Origin of the sequence: Halobacteriovorax sp. XZX-3, from assembly GCF_043196495.1 — a bacterium.
In the GTDB taxonomy this organism is placed as follows: Bacteria; Bdellovibrionota; Bacteriovoracia; order Bacteriovoracales; family Bacteriovoracaceae; genus Halobacteriovorax_A.
In genome coordinates this window covers 1,781,838-1,798,221 of sequence record NZ_JBEBMO010000001.1, presented here as the reverse complement: position 1 = coordinate 1,798,221, position 16,384 = coordinate 1,781,838, and the positions used below count along the sequence as shown (strand labels likewise).

Annotated in this window: 29 protein-coding genes; all 29 read left to right on the top strand. The window is 37.6% G+C overall.

Annotation, left to right across the window (positions count from 1 at the left end; translation table 11 throughout):
* Nucleotides 1-63 precede the first annotated feature (63 nt).
* The 29 genes from rpsL to rpmJ all read left to right on the top strand — a co-directional run bounded on the left by rpsL (nt 64) and on the right by rpmJ (nt 16,380).
* Complete coding sequence (rpsL, locus tag ABMA70_RS08605; protein WP_021266546.1) at nt 64-438, top strand: 30S ribosomal protein S12; 375 nt, start codon at nt 64-66, stop codon at nt 436-438.
* Nucleotides 439-529: 91 nt separating this feature from the next.
* The gene (gene rpsG, locus ABMA70_RS08600) at nt 530-1,000 is read left to right on the top strand and encodes a 30S ribosomal protein S7 (protein WP_103219304.1); all 471 of its coding nucleotides are present in this window, start codon (nt 530-532) and stop codon (nt 998-1,000) included.
* Nucleotides 1,001-1,163: 163 nt separating this feature from the next.
* Entirely contained in the window at nt 1,164-3,239 is a 2,076-nt protein-coding gene (gene fusA / locus ABMA70_RS08595) for an elongation factor G (RefSeq protein ID WP_103219303.1), read from the top strand.
* Nucleotides 3,240-3,291: 52 nt separating this feature from the next.
* The gene (gene tuf / locus ABMA70_RS08590; protein WP_393022178.1) at nt 3,292-4,482 is read left to right on the top strand and encodes an elongation factor Tu; all 1,191 of its coding nucleotides are present in this window, start codon (nt 3,292-3,294) and stop codon (nt 4,480-4,482) included.
* A 166-nt stretch (nt 4,483-4,648) separates the two neighbouring features.
* On the top strand, nt 4,649-4,957 hold the full coding sequence (rpsJ, locus tag ABMA70_RS08585; protein WP_021265868.1) for a 30S ribosomal protein S10: 309 nt from the start codon (nt 4,649-4,651) through the stop codon (nt 4,955-4,957).
* A gap of 72 nt (nt 4,958-5,029) precedes the next feature.
* Nucleotides 5,030-5,704: a 50S ribosomal protein L3 gene (rplC, locus tag ABMA70_RS08580; protein WP_021265983.1), complete on the top strand. Its 675-nt coding sequence runs from the start codon at nt 5,030-5,032 to the stop codon at nt 5,702-5,704.
* 22 nt (nt 5,705-5,726) lie between these two features.
* A complete protein-coding gene (gene rplD, locus ABMA70_RS08575) occupies nt 5,727-6,344 on the top strand; it encodes a 50S ribosomal protein L4 (RefSeq protein ID WP_103219249.1) in 618 nt (205 codons plus the stop codon).
* Between the two features lie 3 nt (nt 6,345-6,347).
* Nucleotides 6,348-6,638, top strand: coding sequence for a 50S ribosomal protein L23 (rplW, locus tag ABMA70_RS08570; RefSeq protein ID WP_103219250.1), 291 nt, complete (start codon nt 6,348-6,350; stop codon nt 6,636-6,638).
* Between the two features lie 19 nt (nt 6,639-6,657).
* Nucleotides 6,658-7,482: a 50S ribosomal protein L2 gene (gene rplB, locus ABMA70_RS08565; RefSeq protein ID WP_103219251.1), complete on the top strand. Its 825-nt coding sequence runs from the start codon at nt 6,658-6,660 to the stop codon at nt 7,480-7,482.
* Between the two features lie 12 nt (nt 7,483-7,494).
* Complete coding sequence (rpsS, locus tag ABMA70_RS08560; protein ID WP_021266332.1) at nt 7,495-7,779, top strand: 30S ribosomal protein S19; 285 nt, start codon at nt 7,495-7,497, stop codon at nt 7,777-7,779.
* A gap of 30 nt (nt 7,780-7,809) precedes the next feature.
* The gene (gene rplV, locus ABMA70_RS08555; protein ID WP_103219252.1) at nt 7,810-8,145 is read left to right on the top strand and encodes a 50S ribosomal protein L22; all 336 of its coding nucleotides are present in this window, start codon (nt 7,810-7,812) and stop codon (nt 8,143-8,145) included.
* Nucleotides 8,146-8,153: 8 nt separating this feature from the next.
* Nucleotides 8,154-8,783, top strand: a complete 630-nt coding sequence (gene rpsC / locus ABMA70_RS08550) for a 30S ribosomal protein S3 (protein ID WP_021265986.1) — start codon at nt 8,154-8,156, stop codon at nt 8,781-8,783.
* Nucleotides 8,784-8,822: 39 nt separating this feature from the next.
* Nucleotides 8,823-9,242: a 50S ribosomal protein L16 gene (gene rplP, locus ABMA70_RS08545; protein WP_021266311.1), complete on the top strand. Its 420-nt coding sequence runs from the start codon at nt 8,823-8,825 to the stop codon at nt 9,240-9,242.
* 17 nt (nt 9,243-9,259) lie between these two features.
* Entirely contained in the window at nt 9,260-9,457 is a 198-nt protein-coding gene (rpmC, locus tag ABMA70_RS08540) for a 50S ribosomal protein L29 (RefSeq protein WP_103219253.1), read from the top strand.
* A gap of 2 nt (nt 9,458-9,459) precedes the next feature.
* Entirely contained in the window at nt 9,460-9,708 is a 249-nt protein-coding gene (gene rpsQ, locus ABMA70_RS08535; protein ID WP_021266428.1) for a 30S ribosomal protein S17, read from the top strand.
* 30 nt (nt 9,709-9,738) lie between these two features.
* On the top strand, nt 9,739-10,107 hold the full coding sequence (rplN, locus tag ABMA70_RS08530) for a 50S ribosomal protein L14 (RefSeq protein WP_103219254.1): 369 nt from the start codon (nt 9,739-9,741) through the stop codon (nt 10,105-10,107).
* A 21-nt stretch (nt 10,108-10,128) separates the two neighbouring features.
* Complete coding sequence (gene rplX / locus ABMA70_RS08525) at nt 10,129-10,440, top strand: 50S ribosomal protein L24 (RefSeq protein WP_103219255.1); 312 nt, start codon at nt 10,129-10,131, stop codon at nt 10,438-10,440.
* Between the two features lie 14 nt (nt 10,441-10,454).
* Nucleotides 10,455-10,994 carry a 50S ribosomal protein L5 gene (gene rplE, locus ABMA70_RS08520; protein WP_103219256.1) on the top strand — a complete coding sequence of 180 codons (540 nt, stop codon included), beginning with the start codon at nt 10,455-10,457 and terminating at the stop codon, nt 10,992-10,994.
* A 14-nt stretch (nt 10,995-11,008) separates the two neighbouring features.
* Nucleotides 11,009-11,314, top strand: coding sequence for a 30S ribosomal protein S14 (gene rpsN, locus ABMA70_RS08515; RefSeq protein WP_103219257.1), 306 nt, complete (start codon nt 11,009-11,011; stop codon nt 11,312-11,314).
* A 22-nt stretch (nt 11,315-11,336) separates the two neighbouring features.
* A complete protein-coding gene (gene rpsH / locus ABMA70_RS08510) occupies nt 11,337-11,717 on the top strand; it encodes a 30S ribosomal protein S8 (RefSeq protein ID WP_040313878.1) in 381 nt (126 codons plus the stop codon).
* Nucleotides 11,718-11,730: 13 nt separating this feature from the next.
* Nucleotides 11,731-12,267 carry a 50S ribosomal protein L6 gene (gene rplF, locus ABMA70_RS08505; RefSeq protein ID WP_103219258.1) on the top strand — a complete coding sequence of 179 codons (537 nt, stop codon included), beginning with the start codon at nt 11,731-11,733 and terminating at the stop codon, nt 12,265-12,267.
* Nucleotides 12,268-12,321: 54 nt separating this feature from the next.
* A complete protein-coding gene (rplR, locus tag ABMA70_RS08500; RefSeq protein ID WP_146037929.1) occupies nt 12,322-12,699 on the top strand; it encodes a 50S ribosomal protein L18 in 378 nt (125 codons plus the stop codon).
* Nucleotides 12,700-12,810: 111 nt separating this feature from the next.
* Complete coding sequence (gene rpsE, locus ABMA70_RS08495; RefSeq protein WP_233189739.1) at nt 12,811-13,299, top strand: 30S ribosomal protein S5; 489 nt, start codon at nt 12,811-12,813, stop codon at nt 13,297-13,299.
* Between the two features lie 11 nt (nt 13,300-13,310).
* Nucleotides 13,311-13,493: a 50S ribosomal protein L30 gene (gene rpmD, locus ABMA70_RS08490; RefSeq protein ID WP_103219260.1), complete on the top strand. Its 183-nt coding sequence runs from the start codon at nt 13,311-13,313 to the stop codon at nt 13,491-13,493.
* Nucleotides 13,494-13,520: 27 nt separating this feature from the next.
* Entirely contained in the window at nt 13,521-13,976 is a 456-nt protein-coding gene (gene rplO / locus ABMA70_RS08485) for a 50S ribosomal protein L15 (protein ID WP_103219261.1), read from the top strand.
* A gap of 16 nt (nt 13,977-13,992) precedes the next feature.
* Nucleotides 13,993-15,306 (top strand): preprotein translocase subunit SecY, encoded by a 1,314-nt coding sequence (secY, locus tag ABMA70_RS08480; RefSeq protein ID WP_103219262.1) that lies wholly within the window; start codon nt 13,993-13,995, stop codon nt 15,304-15,306.
* A gap of 3 nt (nt 15,307-15,309) precedes the next feature.
* Nucleotides 15,310-15,945, top strand: coding sequence for an adenylate kinase (locus tag ABMA70_RS08475; protein WP_103219263.1), 636 nt, complete (start codon nt 15,310-15,312; stop codon nt 15,943-15,945).
* 75 nt (nt 15,946-16,020) lie between these two features.
* A complete protein-coding gene (gene infA, locus ABMA70_RS08470) occupies nt 16,021-16,245 on the top strand; it encodes a translation initiation factor IF-1 (RefSeq protein WP_021266177.1) in 225 nt (74 codons plus the stop codon).
* Between the two features lie 21 nt (nt 16,246-16,266).
* Nucleotides 16,267-16,380, top strand: a complete 114-nt coding sequence (gene rpmJ, locus ABMA70_RS08465; RefSeq protein WP_021266475.1) for a 50S ribosomal protein L36 — start codon at nt 16,267-16,269, stop codon at nt 16,378-16,380.
* Nucleotides 16,381-16,384 lie beyond the last annotated feature (4 nt).

The window sequence follows — 16,384 nt, the reverse complement described above, 5'->3', positions numbered from 1 at the left end:
GTTTATTATGGGCTTAAAAGCCTATTTTTATTGTGGAAATATTGTTGTAGTTAAGGAGCGGAAATGCCTACGATTAACCAATTAATTAGAAAAGGTAGAACTGATAAAGTTGAAAAAACTAAGTCACCTGCCTTAAAAGCGTGTCCTCAAAGACGCGGTGTATGTACAAGAGTATATACAACTACTCCTAAGAAACCAAACTCAGCTATGAGAAAGGTTTGTAGGGTAAAACTAACAAGTGGATTTGAAGTTACTTCATACATTGGTGGTGAAGGACACAATCTACAAGAGCACTCGATCGTTATGATTCGTGGTGGTAGAGTAAAAGACCTTCCAGGGGTTCGTTATCACACTATTAGAGGTACACTAGACTGCCAAGGTGTTGATAAAAGAGGACAGAGAAGATCTAAGTACGGTTGTAAGAGACCAAAGAAATAATTTTTAGTTAACTAATTGTGACACCGATTGCAACATGGCATGAGGTGAGTAATCGATCAGTTTTAACTGTTTCCGGTGAAGGAGAAAAAATATGAGTAGAAAACATAGAGCACAGACGAGAGAAGTACTTCCAGATCCGATCTTTCAAGACGTTGTAGTTGCTAAGTGTGTAAACGCACTTATGAAAGACGGAAAAAAATCTGTTGCTGAAAAAATCTTTTATGGTGCACTTCAAAGAGTTGAATCAAAAACTGGTGAAGAGCCGTTAAAGGTATTTAAGAAAGCCCTTTCTAACATTAAGCCAGCGGTAGAGGTTAAGTCTCGTCGTATTGGTGGTGCAACTTACCAAATTCCAGTTGAAGTTAGAAATAACAGAAGACAATCACTAGCTCTAAGATGGTTGAGAGACTATGCTAGATCACGTGGTGGTAGAACTATGGTTGAGAAACTATCTGATGAAATCATCGATGCTTCTCAAGGTAGAGGTGGCGCTGTTAAGAAGCGTGAAGACACTTACAAAATGGCAGAAGCTAACAAAGCTTTTGCTCACCTTAAGTGGTAGTTCGAAAATAAGCAATAAAGTCCATAATAAACTAATAGAAGGCTCCCTAATGGGAGCCTTTTTATTTCTAAAACCATTTATTCTCCAAAGTTTTATTCCTATCTAAAATTCCATATTTATGTTAATTATATGTCTGCAAAAATTAAATTTTTAAGGACTTTGTATGAGTTTAGAAAATATTCGTAATATCGGAATTATGGCGCATATTGATGCGGGTAAAACGACGACAACTGAACGTATTCTCTACTACACGGGAAAAAGCCACAAGATTGGTGAGGTTCATGATGGTGCTGCTACTATGGACTGGATGGTTCAAGAGCAGGAACGTGGGATTACTATTACTTCTGCTGCGACGACTTGTACTTGGAACAAAACTAATATCAATATCATCGATACACCAGGTCACGTAGACTTCACAATTGAGGTTGAGAGAGCTCTTAGAGTTCTAGATGGTGCAGTTGGTGTATTCGACGCTGTAGCTGGTGTAGAGCCTCAATCTGAGACTGTATGGGGCCAAGCTGATAAGTATAAGGTTCCTCGAATTGCTTTTGTTAATAAAATGGATCGCGTTGGGGCAAACTTTCAAATGTGTCTTGATGAGATCAGAGAAAAACTTGGAAAAACAGCGGCTGCTATTCAATTACCAATTGGTGCAGAGGATACATTTAGAGGTGTTGTTGATTTAGTTGCAATGAAGGCCGTGCTTTTTAAGGACGAAGACCTAGGTTCAACTGTGCAAATCGAAGATATTCCTTCTGAGCTTGAAGATGATGCTCAGTTAGCACGTGAAGAGCTTATTGAAACATTAGCCGATTATGATGATCAGCTTGCTGAAGACTATCTTTCGGGTGAAGAAATTACTGAAGAAAGAATTGTTACAGCAATTAGAGAAGCTGTTATTAATCACGAGTTCGTTGCTGTTCTTTGTGGGTCAGCTTTCAAGAACAAAGGTGTTCAGCCTCTACTAGATGCGGTTTGCGCATACCTTCCTTCTCCAGTTGATCGTGGGGAAGTCAAAGGTGTTAACGGTAAGAATCACGATAAAGAAGAAATTAGAAAACCTGATACTGAAGAAGCATTTTCTGGAATTGCTTTCAAGATTGCAACGGACCCGTTTGTTGGATCTTTAACATTTTTCAGAATTTATTCAGGAACAATTAAGTCTGGTGCACAGGTTTATAATCCACATAAGGGTAAGCGTGAGAGAGTTAATAAAATTCTTCAAATGCATGCTGACAAAAGAACTGAATTACAAGAAGCTAAGGCCGGAGATATCATTGCAATTTCTGGTTTAAAAGAAACTGTTACTGGTGAAACACTTTGTGCCGAAAATCGTACTATAATTTATGATCTAATGGATTTTCCAGAATCGGTTATTTCAGTAGCGATTGAGCCAAAAACAGCAAATGATGAAAAGAAGCTAATGAGTTCCCTAGGTCAACTTAAGCTAGAAGATCCATCATTCTCTTTTCAACATAATAAAGAAACAGGTCAACTTCTAATTTTTGGTATGGGTGAACTTCACCTTGAAATTATTTGTGATCGTTTAGAAAGAGAGTTCAAAGTAGGTATCCGTGTTGGTGATCCTCAAGTTTCATACCGTGAAAGTATCACGTCAACAGCTAAAGAATCAGATACATTTCACCGCGAACAAGCTGGTAAAATGGTATTTGGAAACGCTGTTATTGAAGTTGAGCAAGCTGATTCGCAAGCTGGTGTCTTATTTGAAACTGAATTAACTAAAAGAGATTTACCACAAGAATTTATTGATGCTATTGAAAAGAGTATTAAGGATACATCGATGGGTGGTGCTCTTGCGGGTTATCCATTTATTAATATTAAAGCGAAACTTGTTGCCGCTGAATTTAATGATGATGAAGGTTCAGAAGTAGCTTATGCTATTGCTGCTTCTAATGCTTTTAGAGCTGCATGCCGAAAAGCTGGCCTATCATTACTAGAGCCTAAAATGAGTCTTGAAATCGTAACACCTTCTGATTACACAGGTGATATTATTTCAGACATTAATATGAAACGCGGAAAGATCCATTCGATGGGTGTAAAGCAAGATAAAGAAGTTATCGATGCAGAAGTTCCGCTATCGGAAATGTTTGGATACTCAACAGATATACGTTCAAAATCTCAGGGTCGTGCTAGCTTCACGATGAATTTTGATAGATATGAAGAGATTCCTATGAATATGGCCAAAGAAATACTTGAAAAACGAGGAATATACATCTAAAACACTTTAGATTTTTTAACTACTAAACTAAGTAATAACGCAGGAGTAAAAGATGGCAAAAGAATCTTTTGACAGAAGTAAGCCCCACGTAAACATTGGTACGATCGGGCACGTTGACCACGGTAAGACAACTCTTACAGCGGCAATTTCAATCACATTAGCTAACGCACTTGGTGGTGCCGTAAGAAAATTCGACGAAATCGATTCAGCACCAGAAGAAAAAGCTAGAGGTATTACAATCAATACTTCACACATTGAATACGAAACAGCTAACAGACACTACGCACACGTAGACTGTCCAGGTCACGCTGACTATGTAAAGAACATGATTACAGGTGCAGCACAAATGGACGGAGCGATCCTAGTATGTTCAGCGGCTGATGGGCCAATGCCACAAACTAGAGAGCACATCCTTCTTGCACGTCAGGTAGGTGTACCAGCGATCGTAGTATTCTTAAATAAAGTAGACCAAGTAGATGACGAAGAACTACTTGAGCTAGTAGAGATGGAAGTAAGAGAACTTCTATCTTCATACGACTTCCCAGGTGACGATATTCCTATCGTAGCTGGTTCTGCACTTGCAGCTCTTGAAATGAGAGACGATGCAATTGGTAAAGATAAAGTTCTAGAGCTTATGGCACAAGTTGATGAGTACATCCCAACTCCAGCTAGAGCAACAGACCTTGACTTCCTAATGCCAGTAGAAGACGTATTCTCAATTTCAGGACGTGGTACAGTTTGTACAGGACGTGTTGAAAGAGGGATTATCAAAGTTAACGAAGAAATCGAAATCGTTGGTATTAAAGAAACAACTAAAACAACTGTAACTGGTGTTGAGATGTTTAGAAAGCTTCTTGACGAAGGTAGAGCAGGTGATAACGTTGGTCTTCTTCTACGTGGTGTTAAGCGTGAAGAAGTAGAGCGTGGTCAGTGTCTAATCAAGCCAGGTTCAGTAAAGCCACACGCGAAATTTAACTGTGAAGTATATATCCTTTCAAAAGATGAAGGTGGACGTCACACTCCAATCTTCAAAGGTTATAGACCACAGTTCTACTTCAGAACAACAGACGTAACAGGTGATATTACACTTGCAGACGGTGTTGAAATGGTTATGCCAGGTGACAACACTTCTTTCGCAGTAGAGCTAATTACTCCAATCGCGATGGAAAAAGGTCTTAAGTTCGCAATCCGTGAGGGTGGTAGAACAATCGGTGCTGGTACAGTATCTGAAATTCTAGACTAATTTTTAGTTAAATATTGGGGTGATTTTTAAATCACCCCTTTTTTATGCTCAATATTTTGAATTGACGCGTAAAAAATATATGGCCTAGCGTAAAAATAATTTGACAATAGGCCCAAAAAAACAGTAAAAGTCAGGTTCAACTTTTAAAATTGATAATAGGATGAGTATGAAAGCTTCTAAGTTAAGAATTAAATTACGCGCATATGATCACAAGCTTCTAGATAGCTCAGTTGATGAGATCGTACAAACAGCTAAAGAGACAGGCGCAAGAGTAGCGGGTCCAATCCCATTACCAACAGAAATTAACAAGTTTACAGTTCTTAGAGGACCTCACAAAGATAAAAAATCTCGTGAGCAATTCGAAATGAGAACGCACAAGAGACTAATTGATATCGTTGATCCAACTCAACAAACTGTTGATAGCCTAATGAAGTTAGATCTATCAGCTGGTGTTGACGTAGAGATCAAGTACTAGTATAAACGAAAAAAATTTTTATTATTAACCATGCATGCATCTCTTGGAGAAGAGTGATGCTGTGGAGGCAAAATGACAGAAGAAACTCAAGCAGTTGAGACTACTGCTACTGTATCGCTTAATACTATCTATGGTGTTAAAGCTGGTATGACAAGAATCTTTGATGAAGCTGGGAATCACGTTCCAGTTACAGTTATCAAGTTAATTCCTAACAAAGTTACACAAGTTAAAACTTTAGACAAAGATGGTTACGAGGCTTACCAAGTAGGTTACTACGAAAAAAGAGAAAAGCTTGTAAACAAGCCAACTCAAGGTCACCTTAAAGCTGCTAATGTTGAAAATAACTTTGTAAAATTTGCAGAAGTTAGAACAGAAGGCGTAGATGCTGCTAACTTAGGTAAAGATCTATCTCTAGAGTCATTTGAAGCTTCTACATATGTTGATGTAACAGGTACATCAAAAGGTAAAGGGTTCCAAGGTCAAATGAAGCGTCACAACTTCAAAGGTGGACCTGCTACTCACGGTTCTAAGTTTCACAGACGTGGTGGTTCGATCGGTAACAGAGCGACTCCTGGTAAGGTTTGGAAGAACAAAAGAATGCCTGGTCACATGGGTTGTGACACAAAAACAATCCAAAACATCAAGGTTGTTGAAGTTAATCAAGATAAAGGATACATGCTACTTAAGGGATCAGTACCTGGTTCTAAAAATGGTTTTGTAAGAATTGCAAAAGCACTTAAGAAGTAATTGTAGGCTGAGGTAAGAAGTTATGAGTGATGTAACAGTATTAAATTCGAAATTTGAAAATGCAGGAACACTTACTGCTCCAGTAAGCTTAACTGCTGAAGATATTAATGTAGCGGCTGTTCACCAGGTTGTTAAAGCTACTCTAGCGGGAAGAAGACAAGGTAATGCTTGTGTTAAAGGTCGTTCAGATGTTAGCGGTGGTGGTGCAAAACCATTCAAGCAAAAAGGTACAGGTAGAGCTAGACAAGGTTCAATTAGATCGTCTCTTATGGTAGGCGGTGGAACTGTTCACGGTCCAAGCCCAAGAAGCTATGTTCAAAAAGTTAACAAGAAAATGGCAAAGGTTGCAATTCAATCTGTACTTGCTGACAAACTCCAAGCTGGAAAGTTGACAGTAGTAGATACAATTGAATCAACTGGTAAAACTAAAGAAATGTACACTCTATTAAATGGTAAGGGTTTACTTCCTGCTTTAGTAGTAACTGCTGATAAAAACTCACCAGCTCTTAGAGCAGTGAAGAACTTACAGTGGGGTAAAGGGATGGCCGTAGAAGGTTTCTCTGTATACGAAGCAGTAAAATTTGAAAACCTAGTTATCGAAAAGAGTGCATTAGAAACCCTATTAAATAAGTTGGTGTAGATTATGGCGACGTTAGAAAATGTATTAAAGAAACCACTTATCACTGAAAAGACTTCTGTTGCTACAGACAGCCAGAACCGTTTTGGTTTTGTAGTTGATCTTAAAGCAAACAAGCATCAAATCAAGAATGCTGTTGAAGCTCTATATGATGTGAAAGTTTTAAATGTAAAGACAAACATCACTCCAGGTAAAGTTAAAAGAGCTGGTAAAGGTGTAAAAAAGACTAGTAAATTCAAGAAGGCTTTCGTTCAATTAGCGGAAGGTCAAAAGATTGAATTTTTTAAAGGTGTTTAACTAGTTAGCTGAGGAAATTATGGGTATTAAAAGATTTAAACCAACAACTCCTTCACTAAGAAAGATGCAAGTCGTAAATAGTGATGAGTTAACAAAAGGTGTAAAGCCAGTTAAAGGCCTTACAGCTGTTAAGAAAAATTTTGCAGGTAGAAATAACTCTGGACGTATCACTGTTAGACACAGAGGTGGTGGAGTTAAGAGAAGATACAGAATTATTGATTTCAAAAGAAATAAAACAGATATCCCTGCAACTGTTCAAGCGATCTCTTACGATCCGAACAGAACTTGTAATATTGCACTTATCGCTTACTTAGACGGTGAAAAAAGCTACATCCTAGCTCCACTTGGTCTAAAAGTTGGTGATAAGGTAATCGCTTCTGCAGATGCAGATATTAAAGTAGGAAATGCTAAGAAGCTTAAGGACATTCCAGTTGGTACTCTTGTACACAACGTAGAAATGTACCCAGGAGCTGGTGGTCAGCTAGCACGTTCTGCTGGTTCTTACGTTCAAATTATGGCTAAAGAAGGTCGTTTTGCTCTTCTTAGAATGCCATCAGGTGAGCTTAGAAAAGTTGAAGTTGATTGTGTAGCAACAATCGGTCAAGTTGGTAATCTTGATCATGAAAAACGTAATATTGGTAAAGCTGGACGTAAGAGAAAGCTTGGTTTCAGACCAACTGTACGTGGTGTTGCTATGAACCCAGTTGATCACCCACACGGTGGTGGTGAAGGTAGAACTTCAGGTGGACGTCATCCAGTATCACCATGGGGAACACCAACTAAGGGTTACAAGACCAGAACTAATAAGAGAACTGATAAGTTCATCGTTAAGAGAAGAAAGTAGTAGGAGATTAATATGGCCCGTTCATTAAAAAAAGGTCCATTTGTTGATATTAGCTTAATGAAAAAAGCTCTACAAATGCAAGAAGAAGGTAACAAAGGTAACAAAGTGATCAAGACTTGGTCTAGAAGATCAACTATTGTTCCTGAGTTCATCGGACTTACTTTTGCCGTTCACAACGGAAAAAAATTCATACCGGTTTATGTAACAGATAACATGATTGGACATAAATTAGGTGAATTTGCACTAACTAGAACATACTTCGGTCACGGTGCAGATAAGAAAGCTAAGAAGAGATAGTAAAGTTAGAGTTGAATAAGGAGAGGTCAGATGGCCATTACAGTTAGAAACAGTAGAGTTGGTATCGCACCAAGAAAAGTAAGACAGGTTTGCGATCTAATTAGAAAGAAGAAAGCTTCTGAAGCGCTAAAAATCTTACGCTTCCAAGAGAAGAAAGAAATTGCACTTGTTTTAACAAAATTAATTAATAGTGGATTAGCTATCGCAGCTGATTCTGAGAAGTATGATCTAGATAACCTAGTTATCGGTACAATTAAAGCGGACGAAGGTCCAACTTTAAAGCGTATTCAGCCAAGAGCTCAAGGTCGTGCGTTCAGAATTAGAAAAAGAACTAGTCACATAACAGTTGAACTAAAAGAAGCATAGGATAAATTATGGGACAAAAAGTACATCCATACGGTTTTAGATTAGGTTATATTAAGTCATGGCATTCAAACTGGTTTGCTAACGATAGAGAATACGGTGAAACACTTCACGAAGATCTAGCGATTAGAAACTACATTGAAAAAAACATGAAAAATGCTTCTGTAGCTAATATCGAATTATCAAGAACTTCAAACCAGGTTAAAGTAACTGTTTATACAGCTAAGCCAGGTGTTGCTATTGGTAAAAAAGGTGCAGGAATTGAGAAAATTAGAAACGACCTTAAGAAACTTACTAAAGGTACACTAATCTTCAATATTGCAGAAGTTAAGAGACCAGATGCGGAAGCTAAGTTAATCGCGGAAAACATTGCAGGTCAGCTTGAAAAACGTGTAGCTTTCAGAAGAGCAATGAAGAAAGTTATGCAGTCAGCATTCAGAGCTGGTGTAAAAGGTATCCGTGTTAGAACAGCAGGACGTCTTGGCGGAGCTGAGATGGCAAGAGCTGAAGGTTATACAGAAAGAAAAGTTCCACTACATACTCTTAGAGCAGACATTGATTACAATACTGCTGAAGCTCACACTACATACGGTGTTATCGGTGTAAAAGTTTGGGTTTACAAAGGTGAGATCTATAAGTAGTAGGAAATTCGTTAGTGAATTTATTTTATTGAGGTAAATATGTTAAGTCCAAAGAAAGTAAAGTGGCGTAAGCAGCAGAAAGGAAGAATGAAGGGTAAGGCGAACCGTGGAAATACTATCACGTTCGGTGAATTTGCTATACAAGCCCTATCATGTGGGTATATAACTAACCGTCAAATTGAAGCTGCCCGTATTGCAATGACAAGAAAGATCAAAAGAGGTGGTAACGTTTGGATCAAGATCTTCCCAGATAAGGTCCTTACTAAGAAGCCAGCTGAAGTTCGTATGGGGAAAGGTAAAGGTTCTCCAGATTCTTGGGTTGCAGTTGTAAAACCAGGAAGAGTAATGTTTGAAATCAAGCACATCGATCCTGAGCTAAGTAAACAAGCACTTAAGCTTGCAATGTATAAACTACCTGTAAAGACTAGAATTATTTCTAGAGAGCAGCAGGAACTTTAAATCGTTAAGAGGAAGTTATGCAAAAGTTAGAATACAAAGATATAAGCGGTTTAAGCGGTAAAGAAATTGATGCAAAAGTAGCTGAAATGAGAAGAGCGATTTTTGATATCAACATGTCTAAAACGACAAGTGGTATCGAAAAACCTCATGAGCTAAAACTTGCAAAAAAGAATATTGCTAAATTATTAACAGCAAAAAATGCTAAAGGTGAGTAACCATGAGTACAAATACGTTTAAGAGAAAGCTAGATGGTGTAGTTGTTTCTGTAAAGAATGAAAATACAGTTGTTGTGAATGTTGCTAGACGTTTCAAGCACCCTGTTTACAGCAAATTCGTTACAAAAACTAAAAAGTACCACGCTCATAACGTAAGTTTAGAAGCGAATCTAGGTGACAATGTAACAATTATTGAAAGTAAACCTTATTCAAAACTCAAAAAGTGGGAACTGTTAAAGGTAAATAAGTAGGGCTTAATAAGCCTATTTTAGGAGTTAGTAATGATCCAAATGCAAACTAAGTTAGAAGTTGCTGATAACTCTGGAGCTAAAGAAGTAAAGTGTATCAAGGTTCTTGGTGGTTCAAAAAGAATGAACGCAAATCTTGGTGACATTATTGTTGTAGCAGTTCAGCAAGCACTACCAGGTGGAAAAATTAAAAAGGGTGATGTTAAGAAAGCGGTTATCGTTAGAACTAAGTACCCAATTAGAAGAGAAGACGGTTCATACATCAGATTTGATAAGAACAGCGTTGTAATACTAAATAATAACAATGAACCAGTAGGGACACGTATTTTTGGTCCTGTTGCGAGAGAGTTAAGAAACAAGAGCTTTACGAAGATCTGTTCTTTAGCGCCAGAAGTTCTTTAATCAAGGTTCAGTGAGGAAGTTATGCAAAAGCTAAAAGTTAATGATAATGTTGTAGTTTTAACAGGTAAAGACAGAGGCAAAACTGGTGAAGTTAAGAAAATCAACTTCAAGACCAAAGTTGTTTATGTTGGTGGTGTTAATCTAGTAAAGAAAGCAATTAAACCAACTCAAGAGAACCCAGCTGGTGGTATCGTAGACATTGAAGCACCACTTCACATCTCAAATGTTGCTGTAGTTAGCCCAAAAACAAATAAGGCTACTAGAGTAAAAATTGAAGAAAAAGATGGTAAGAAGGTTAGAGTCGCTGTGTCTTGTGGATCAGTACTGAGTTAAGGATAGAGGCAAAAATGAGCAGATTCAGAAAACTATATAATGACGAAATTAAAAATAAAATGACTGAGAAGTTTGGTTATAAGAATGTTAACCAAATTCCTAAGCTAGAAAAGATAGTAGTTAACTGTTGTACAAGAGACGCAGTAACTAACTCTAAAGTTGTTCAGTCGATTGTTAACGATCTTGGTACTATTACTGGTCAAAAGCCAGTTGTAGCTAAGGCTAGAAAATCAGTTGCTGGTTTCAAAATCAGAGAAGGTATGGCCTTAGGTGCAAACGTTACTCTTCGTGGTGATAGAATGTACGAATTCCTTGATAGACTTGTTAACATCACTCTTCCAAGAGTTCGTGACTTTAGAGGTGTTTCTTCTAAAGGTTTTGATGGAAAAGGTAACTACACTTTAGGTTTAAAAGAGCAGATTATTTTCCCAGAAATTTCTTACGATCAAATTGATAAAGTAAGAGGTCTAGGAATCTCAATCGTAACTACTGCTGGAAACAACGAAGAAGGTAGAGAGCTTCTAAACCTTTTTGGTATGCCTTTTAACAAGTAATTGAGGATAATGTAATGGCTAGAAAAGCGAAAATTGAAAGTAACAAAAAAAGAGCTAAGCTTGCTGAAAAATACGGTACTTTAAGAAAAGAACTTAAAGCTGCTATTATCAATGAAAATCTTTCTGACGAAGAAAGATTCGAAGCGATGATCAAGCTACAGAAACTACCAAGAAATTCAGCTGCAATTAGAGTAAGAAATAGATGTGAATTAACTGGTCGTCCACGTGCTTTCTATAGAAAGTTCAAACTATCAAGAATTCAATTTAGAGAGTTAGCGCTTAGAGGAATGATCCCTGGTGTAACTAAGTCAAGCTGGTAATGGTTGAGGAGACGAAATTATGATGACTGATCCTATTGCAGATATGTTAACAAGAATTAGAAATGCAATTAATGCTGGACACGATAGAGTGGAATTTCCAGCTTCGAAAATGAAAGCAGGTGTTTGTAAAGTTATGAAAGACGAAGGTTATATTCGTTCATTCAAAATTATTGCAAAGAGCCAATCAGATATTAGAATCAAAGTATTACTTAAAGACGACGCTATCGTAGGTCTTGAGAGAGTTTCTAAACCAGGTCTTAGACAGTACCGTGGTTACAAGGACATCTCTAGAGTTATTAGTGGTCTAGGTACTTCAATCCTATCAACTTCTAAAGGAATTATTTCTGATAGAGAAGCGAGAGCGACTAAAGTTGGTGGTGAAGTAATCTGTAATATTTGGTAGTAGGGAGCGAGTAATGTCACGTGTAGGAAAAAACCCGGTAGTAGTTCCTGAGAAAGTTCAGGTTACAATAAATGGTACAAATGTATCAGTTAAAGGACCTAAAGGTGAGCTAGAGTACACTTTCAATGATAGAGTGACTTTTGCACAAGAAGGTAATGAAATTAAAGTAACTCCTGTTGATGAGTCTAAAAAGTCTCGTGCAATGTGGGGTACAGCAAGACAAATCGTTTTCAACATGGTAACTGGTGTTACTGATGGATTTGTTAGAAAGCTAGAATTCAACGGTGTTGGTTATAAGGCAGCTGTTAGTGGTGATACATTAACTCTTAACCTTGGATACTCACATCCAATTGAATATGTTCTTCCAGAAGGTGTAGCAGCGAAAGTTGCTGGTAAAGAAATCGAACTAACTGGTAGCAACAAAGAACTAGTTGGATTTGCTGCTGCAAAGATCCGTTCATTCAGACCACCAGAGCCATATAAAGGTAAAGGTGTTAAATACGCTGAAGAAACAATCGTAAGAAAAGCTGGTAAATCTGGCGGTAAGTAATAAAAAGTAGCCTGAGAATGGCCCGCAGTGAGGGCCTAGGGTGAGGAGTTTAAAATGATTAGAAAGCCTTATGGTAAAGCTGGTAAAGCAAGTACAGCTAGAAAAATTAGAAGAAAACTTGCTATCCGTAAGAAAGTAAACGGAACATCTGAGAGACCACGTCTATCAGTTAACCGTACAAACAAGCACATCACAGTTCAAGTAATTGACGATGTTGCTAACAAGACACTTTTCAGTGTTCAAACTTATGGTAAAAATGCTGTTGAAGGAAAAAGCAATATTGCTGGTGCAACGCTTGTTGGTGCAAAACTTGCTGAAAACCTAAAGTCTAACAATATTTCAACTGCTGTATTCGACAGAAACGGACTTAGATACCACGGTGTAATCAAGGCTGTTGTTGAAGCTGCTAGAGAAAATGGAATTCAAATTTAGGAGTAAGTGATGACTGAAGAAAATAAAAGCGTTGAAAAAACAGTAAAAGCAGAACCAAAGAAAAGACAAGCTTCTAAAAAAGCTCCAGCGAAAAAGCGTCAAGCTAGCTCAATGGACGTTGAACTTGAAGAAAGAGTTGTTGCTGTAAATAGAGTTGCAAAGGTTATGAAGGGTGGTAGAAGATTTTCTTTCAGTGCTCTAATGATCGTTGGTGATAAAAATGGTCGCGTAGGTTACGGTCTTGGTAAAGCTAAGGAAGTTCCTGAAGCAATCAGAAAAGCTACTCAAGCTGCACAAAAAAGCATGATTTCAGTACCAGTAGATGCAGGAACTATTCCTCACTCAGTACTAGGTGAATTTGATGCTGGTAAGATTCTATTCAAACCTGCTGCAGAAGGTACAGGGGTTAAGGCTGCTGGTGCATGTCGTTCAATCCTTGAACTTGCTGGTGTTAAAGACGTTCTAACGAAGTCTTTAAGAGGTAACAACCCACATAATATCGTTAAGGCAACTTTTGACGCTCTTAAGCAATTAAGATCTGTAGAAGAAGTAGCTAAGGCACGTGGTAAAGAAGCTAAAGGCTTAAGAATTAAAGGTTAATTGAGGTTGATATGACAGCGAAAACAATTACAGTAACATTAAAGAAAAGTACTATTAAATGTACTGAAAAGCAGAAAGCTACAGTAAGAGGCCTAGGTCTAAGAAAAACTGGAACTTCAAGAACTTTAGAAAACACTTCTGCTGTTAGAGGGATGATCAAGAAGGTAATTCACCTTTTAGACATTCAAGAATAAGCGGTATTAGTTGATTAAGAGGTAAATATGTTAACTTTAAATAACTTAAAAAGTCCAAAAGGTGCACATAAAAACATTAAGAGAATTGGTCGTGGACAAGGTTCAGGTCAAGGTACTCAAGCTGGTAAAGGGCACAAGGGTCAAAAGGCTCGTGCTGGTGGCGGTGTAAGAACTGGTTTCGAAGGTGGAGCAATGCCACTTTACATGCGTCTACCAAAAAGAGGTTTCTCTAACGCACCATTTAAAACTGAGTATGCTGAGGTATCTCTTGCTACATTAGAAGCTAAATTTGATGGCGGAGACGTTACAAAAGAAGCTCTAATTGAGAAAGGTATCCTTAAGGGTGCAGATAAAAGACGTCCAGTGAAAATTCTTGCTAACGGAGAGCTTTCAAAATCGTTAAATTTTGTTAATATTGAAAAGTTTTCTAAAGGTGCTCAAGAAGCAATCGAGAAAGCTGGCGGAAAAATAGCAACAAAATAGATAAAAGGATCGTCTGATGTCAAACGCTCAAGGAAAACTTGAAGAGCTTAAGAAAAAAGTCTTTTTTACTTTTTTATTATTAGTAGTATATAGATTGGTTGCGCAAATTCCTGTACCAGGAGTTGATGCGCAGGCGATCTCTTCTTATTTTGCGGAAGCTGGTGGGGGAAGTCTTTTTGACCTTATCAACACTTTTAGTGGTGGTGCCTTCAAGCGTTTCTCAGTTTTAGCACTGGGGATTATGCCGTATATTACTACTTCAATCATCTTTTCTCTTTTAGGTGAGGTTATACCTCAAATCCAAGAGCTACAAGAAGACTCAGAAGGTAACAAAAAAATTCAAAAGTGGACTAGGTATGCAACAGTAATTCTCTGTTGCATACAAGGTTACTCAATGGCTGCTGTGTTCGAGACATTTGTATCTCCTGGCGGTGCTAGAGTTATCCCTGAACCAGGTATGCTTTTCAGAATTGTAACAATGATCACTCTGGCTGCAGGAACAATGTTCTTACTTTGGCTTGGTGAGCGTATTACAGAATTTGGTTTAGAAAATGGTGTTTCTCTTATTATCTTCGCAGGTATTGCAGTTGAGCTACCTTCTGAAGTTATTCAAAAGATTACACTATTTAGAAACGGTGAAATGGGTGGACTAGAACTACTTACTTTCGTGGCCGTAATTGTCGTTGCATTCTTTGTTGTTGCATTTATCGAAAGGGCTTTCAGAGCCGTTCCGGTTCAATATGCTAAGCGTGTTGTTAATAATAGAGTGTATGGTGGAAATCAGACACTTCCGATGAGAGTTGATACAGGTGGAGTTATGCCTCCGATCTTAGCTTCTTCTCTGCTAGCAGCGCCTGCAACTTTTGCTACTTTTATCCCTGCAGACAGTGTGTTCAAACCATACTTTGATACAATTCAACAAAGTTTGGCACCAGGGCAAATTTTATTTAATATTCTTTTTGCAACTCTGATTGTGTATATGACTTATTTCTATGCACCAATCCAATTCAAAACGAAGAAGATTTCAGAAATGTTACAAAAGAATAATGCTTTTATCCCAGGTATTAGACCAGGTGATAAAACAAAAGAATATTTAGACACGTTATTAAATCGTTTATCATTTTTTGGCGCTCTATTCTTAATCGTTGTTTGTATTGTTCCTTCACTAATCACTGGGGCTCAGACAAGATTTGGTGGTACATCAATGCTAATCTTAGTATCTGTATCTGTTAGAGTTATGATGAATGTTCAATCGTTTATGTTTGCTGATAAGTATGAGATGTCATACAAATCTAAAGGTAAATATAACGGTAACAATAGAAGGTTCTAATCCATGGCACCACAACTAATTTTAATTGGAGCTCCTGGATCAGGAAAAGGTACTCAAGCTAAGAATATAGTTTCAGAGCTTGGGTACACACATGTTTCTACTGGCGATTTATTAAGAGCAGAAGTTGCTAAAGAGTCTGACCTTGGTCGTAAAATTAAAGCGGTCATGGATTCAGGTGAATTAGTAAGTGATGAATTAGTATTAGATCTTCTAAAGGCTAATTGTGCTGTTGAGAAATCAACATATATTTTTGATGGTTATCCAAGAAACCTTGTTCAAGCAAAGGATTTAGATAGTGCCCTACTTGGTGGAGTACAGTCTAAAGCAATTTACTTTGACATTGCACTAGATACTTTAGTGGAGAGAATTGTTAATAGACGTGTAGCTCCTGTTAGTGGTGAGATTTACAATCTAAAAACAAAGCCACCAAAAGTTGAAGGTAAGTGTGATGTTTCTGGAGAGGACCTTGTGCATCGTAAAGATGATAACGAGGATACAGTAAGGACTAGAATGAAGGTTTTTACTGACAACATCGAGCCAGTTCTTGAGTACTATGAGTCTCAGGGACGCCTTGTTAGAGTAGACGCTACAAAAGGGCTTGATGAGATTTTTGAAGAAATTAAAAAAATTGTTAAATAATTTATTATATAAGTAATTCGTCTTGCAATATGGCCCTGAGTCATATATAAGCAATTACTTTAGGTTTTGTATTATATGAGTAATCAGGAAACGATTGAAGTTGAAGGTGAAGTTACTGAACTTCTTCCTAACACTAAATTTAAGGTTAAATTACCGAATGGACATTCTGTTATTGCCCACATTAGTGGAAAGATGAGAATGCACTTTATAAAGATTTTACCTGGAGATAAGGTACTTGTTGAGATTAGCAAGTATGACTTAACGAAGGGCCGAATTACATATAGAAGTAAAAAACGCTAGTGTAGAATTTACGAGGTTGTTATGAAAGTTAGAGCATCTGTAAAGCCGATGTGCAAAGATTGTAAAGTTATTAAAAGAAGAGGCGTACTTAGAGTTGTATGTAAGCAACCTAAGCACAAACAAAGACAAGGTTAATCAT

What these genes read in the sequence shown, in the direction of transcription:
- rplN (WP_103219254.1), top strand. Translation starts at nt 9,739, where the DNA reads ATGATCCAAATGCAAACTAAGTTAGAAGTTGCTGATAACTCTGGAGCT.
- rplC (WP_021265983.1), top strand. Translation starts at nt 5,030, where the DNA reads ATGACAGAAGAAACTCAAGCAGTTGAGACTACTGCTACTGTATCGCTT.
- rplE (WP_103219256.1), top strand. Translation starts at nt 10,455, where the DNA reads ATGAGCAGATTCAGAAAACTATATAATGACGAAATTAAAAATAAAATG.
- rplR (WP_146037929.1), top strand. Translation starts at nt 12,322, where the DNA reads ATGATTAGAAAGCCTTATGGTAAAGCTGGTAAAGCAAGTACAGCTAGA.
- rpsC (WP_021265986.1), top strand. Translation starts at nt 8,154, where the DNA reads ATGGGACAAAAAGTACATCCATACGGTTTTAGATTAGGTTATATTAAG.
- tuf (WP_393022178.1), top strand. Translation starts at nt 3,292, where the DNA reads ATGGCAAAAGAATCTTTTGACAGAAGTAAGCCCCACGTAAACATTGGT.
- rplD (WP_103219249.1), top strand. Translation starts at nt 5,727, where the DNA reads ATGAGTGATGTAACAGTATTAAATTCGAAATTTGAAAATGCAGGAACA.
- rpsN (WP_103219257.1), top strand. Translation starts at nt 11,009, where the DNA reads ATGGCTAGAAAAGCGAAAATTGAAAGTAACAAAAAAAGAGCTAAGCTT.
- rplB (WP_103219251.1), top strand. Translation starts at nt 6,658, where the DNA reads ATGGGTATTAAAAGATTTAAACCAACAACTCCTTCACTAAGAAAGATG.
- rpmJ (WP_021266475.1), top strand. Translation starts at nt 16,267, where the DNA reads ATGAAAGTTAGAGCATCTGTAAAGCCGATGTGCAAAGATTGTAAAGTT.
- rpsG (WP_103219304.1), top strand. Translation starts at nt 530, where the DNA reads ATGAGTAGAAAACATAGAGCACAGACGAGAGAAGTACTTCCAGATCCG.
- rpsJ (WP_021265868.1), top strand. Translation starts at nt 4,649, where the DNA reads ATGAAAGCTTCTAAGTTAAGAATTAAATTACGCGCATATGATCACAAG.
- rpsL (WP_021266546.1), top strand. Translation starts at nt 64, where the DNA reads ATGCCTACGATTAACCAATTAATTAGAAAAGGTAGAACTGATAAAGTT.
- rpsS (WP_021266332.1), top strand. Translation starts at nt 7,495, where the DNA reads ATGGCCCGTTCATTAAAAAAAGGTCCATTTGTTGATATTAGCTTAATG.
- rpsE (WP_233189739.1), top strand. Translation starts at nt 12,811, where the DNA reads ATGGACGTTGAACTTGAAGAAAGAGTTGTTGCTGTAAATAGAGTTGCA.
- rpsQ (WP_021266428.1), top strand. Translation starts at nt 9,460, where the DNA reads ATGAGTACAAATACGTTTAAGAGAAAGCTAGATGGTGTAGTTGTTTCT.
- rplO (WP_103219261.1), top strand. Translation starts at nt 13,521, where the DNA reads ATGTTAACTTTAAATAACTTAAAAAGTCCAAAAGGTGCACATAAAAAC.
- infA (WP_021266177.1), top strand. Translation starts at nt 16,021, where the DNA reads ATGAGTAATCAGGAAACGATTGAAGTTGAAGGTGAAGTTACTGAACTT.
- rpmD (WP_103219260.1), top strand. Translation starts at nt 13,311, where the DNA reads ATGACAGCGAAAACAATTACAGTAACATTAAAGAAAAGTACTATTAAA.
- rpsH (WP_040313878.1), top strand. Translation starts at nt 11,337, where the DNA reads ATGACTGATCCTATTGCAGATATGTTAACAAGAATTAGAAATGCAATT.
- ABMA70_RS08475 (WP_103219263.1), top strand. Translation starts at nt 15,310, where the DNA reads ATGGCACCACAACTAATTTTAATTGGAGCTCCTGGATCAGGAAAAGGT.
- rplP (WP_021266311.1), top strand. Translation starts at nt 8,823, where the DNA reads ATGTTAAGTCCAAAGAAAGTAAAGTGGCGTAAGCAGCAGAAAGGAAGA.
- rplX (WP_103219255.1), top strand. Translation starts at nt 10,129, where the DNA reads ATGCAAAAGCTAAAAGTTAATGATAATGTTGTAGTTTTAACAGGTAAA.
- secY (WP_103219262.1), top strand. Translation starts at nt 13,993, where the DNA reads ATGTCAAACGCTCAAGGAAAACTTGAAGAGCTTAAGAAAAAAGTCTTT.
- rplW (WP_103219250.1), top strand. Translation starts at nt 6,348, where the DNA reads ATGGCGACGTTAGAAAATGTATTAAAGAAACCACTTATCACTGAAAAG.
- rplV (WP_103219252.1), top strand. Translation starts at nt 7,810, where the DNA reads ATGGCCATTACAGTTAGAAACAGTAGAGTTGGTATCGCACCAAGAAAA.
- rpmC (WP_103219253.1), top strand. Translation starts at nt 9,260, where the DNA reads ATGCAAAAGTTAGAATACAAAGATATAAGCGGTTTAAGCGGTAAAGAA.
- fusA (WP_103219303.1), top strand. Translation starts at nt 1,164, where the DNA reads ATGAGTTTAGAAAATATTCGTAATATCGGAATTATGGCGCATATTGAT.
- rplF (WP_103219258.1), top strand. Translation starts at nt 11,731, where the DNA reads ATGTCACGTGTAGGAAAAAACCCGGTAGTAGTTCCTGAGAAAGTTCAG.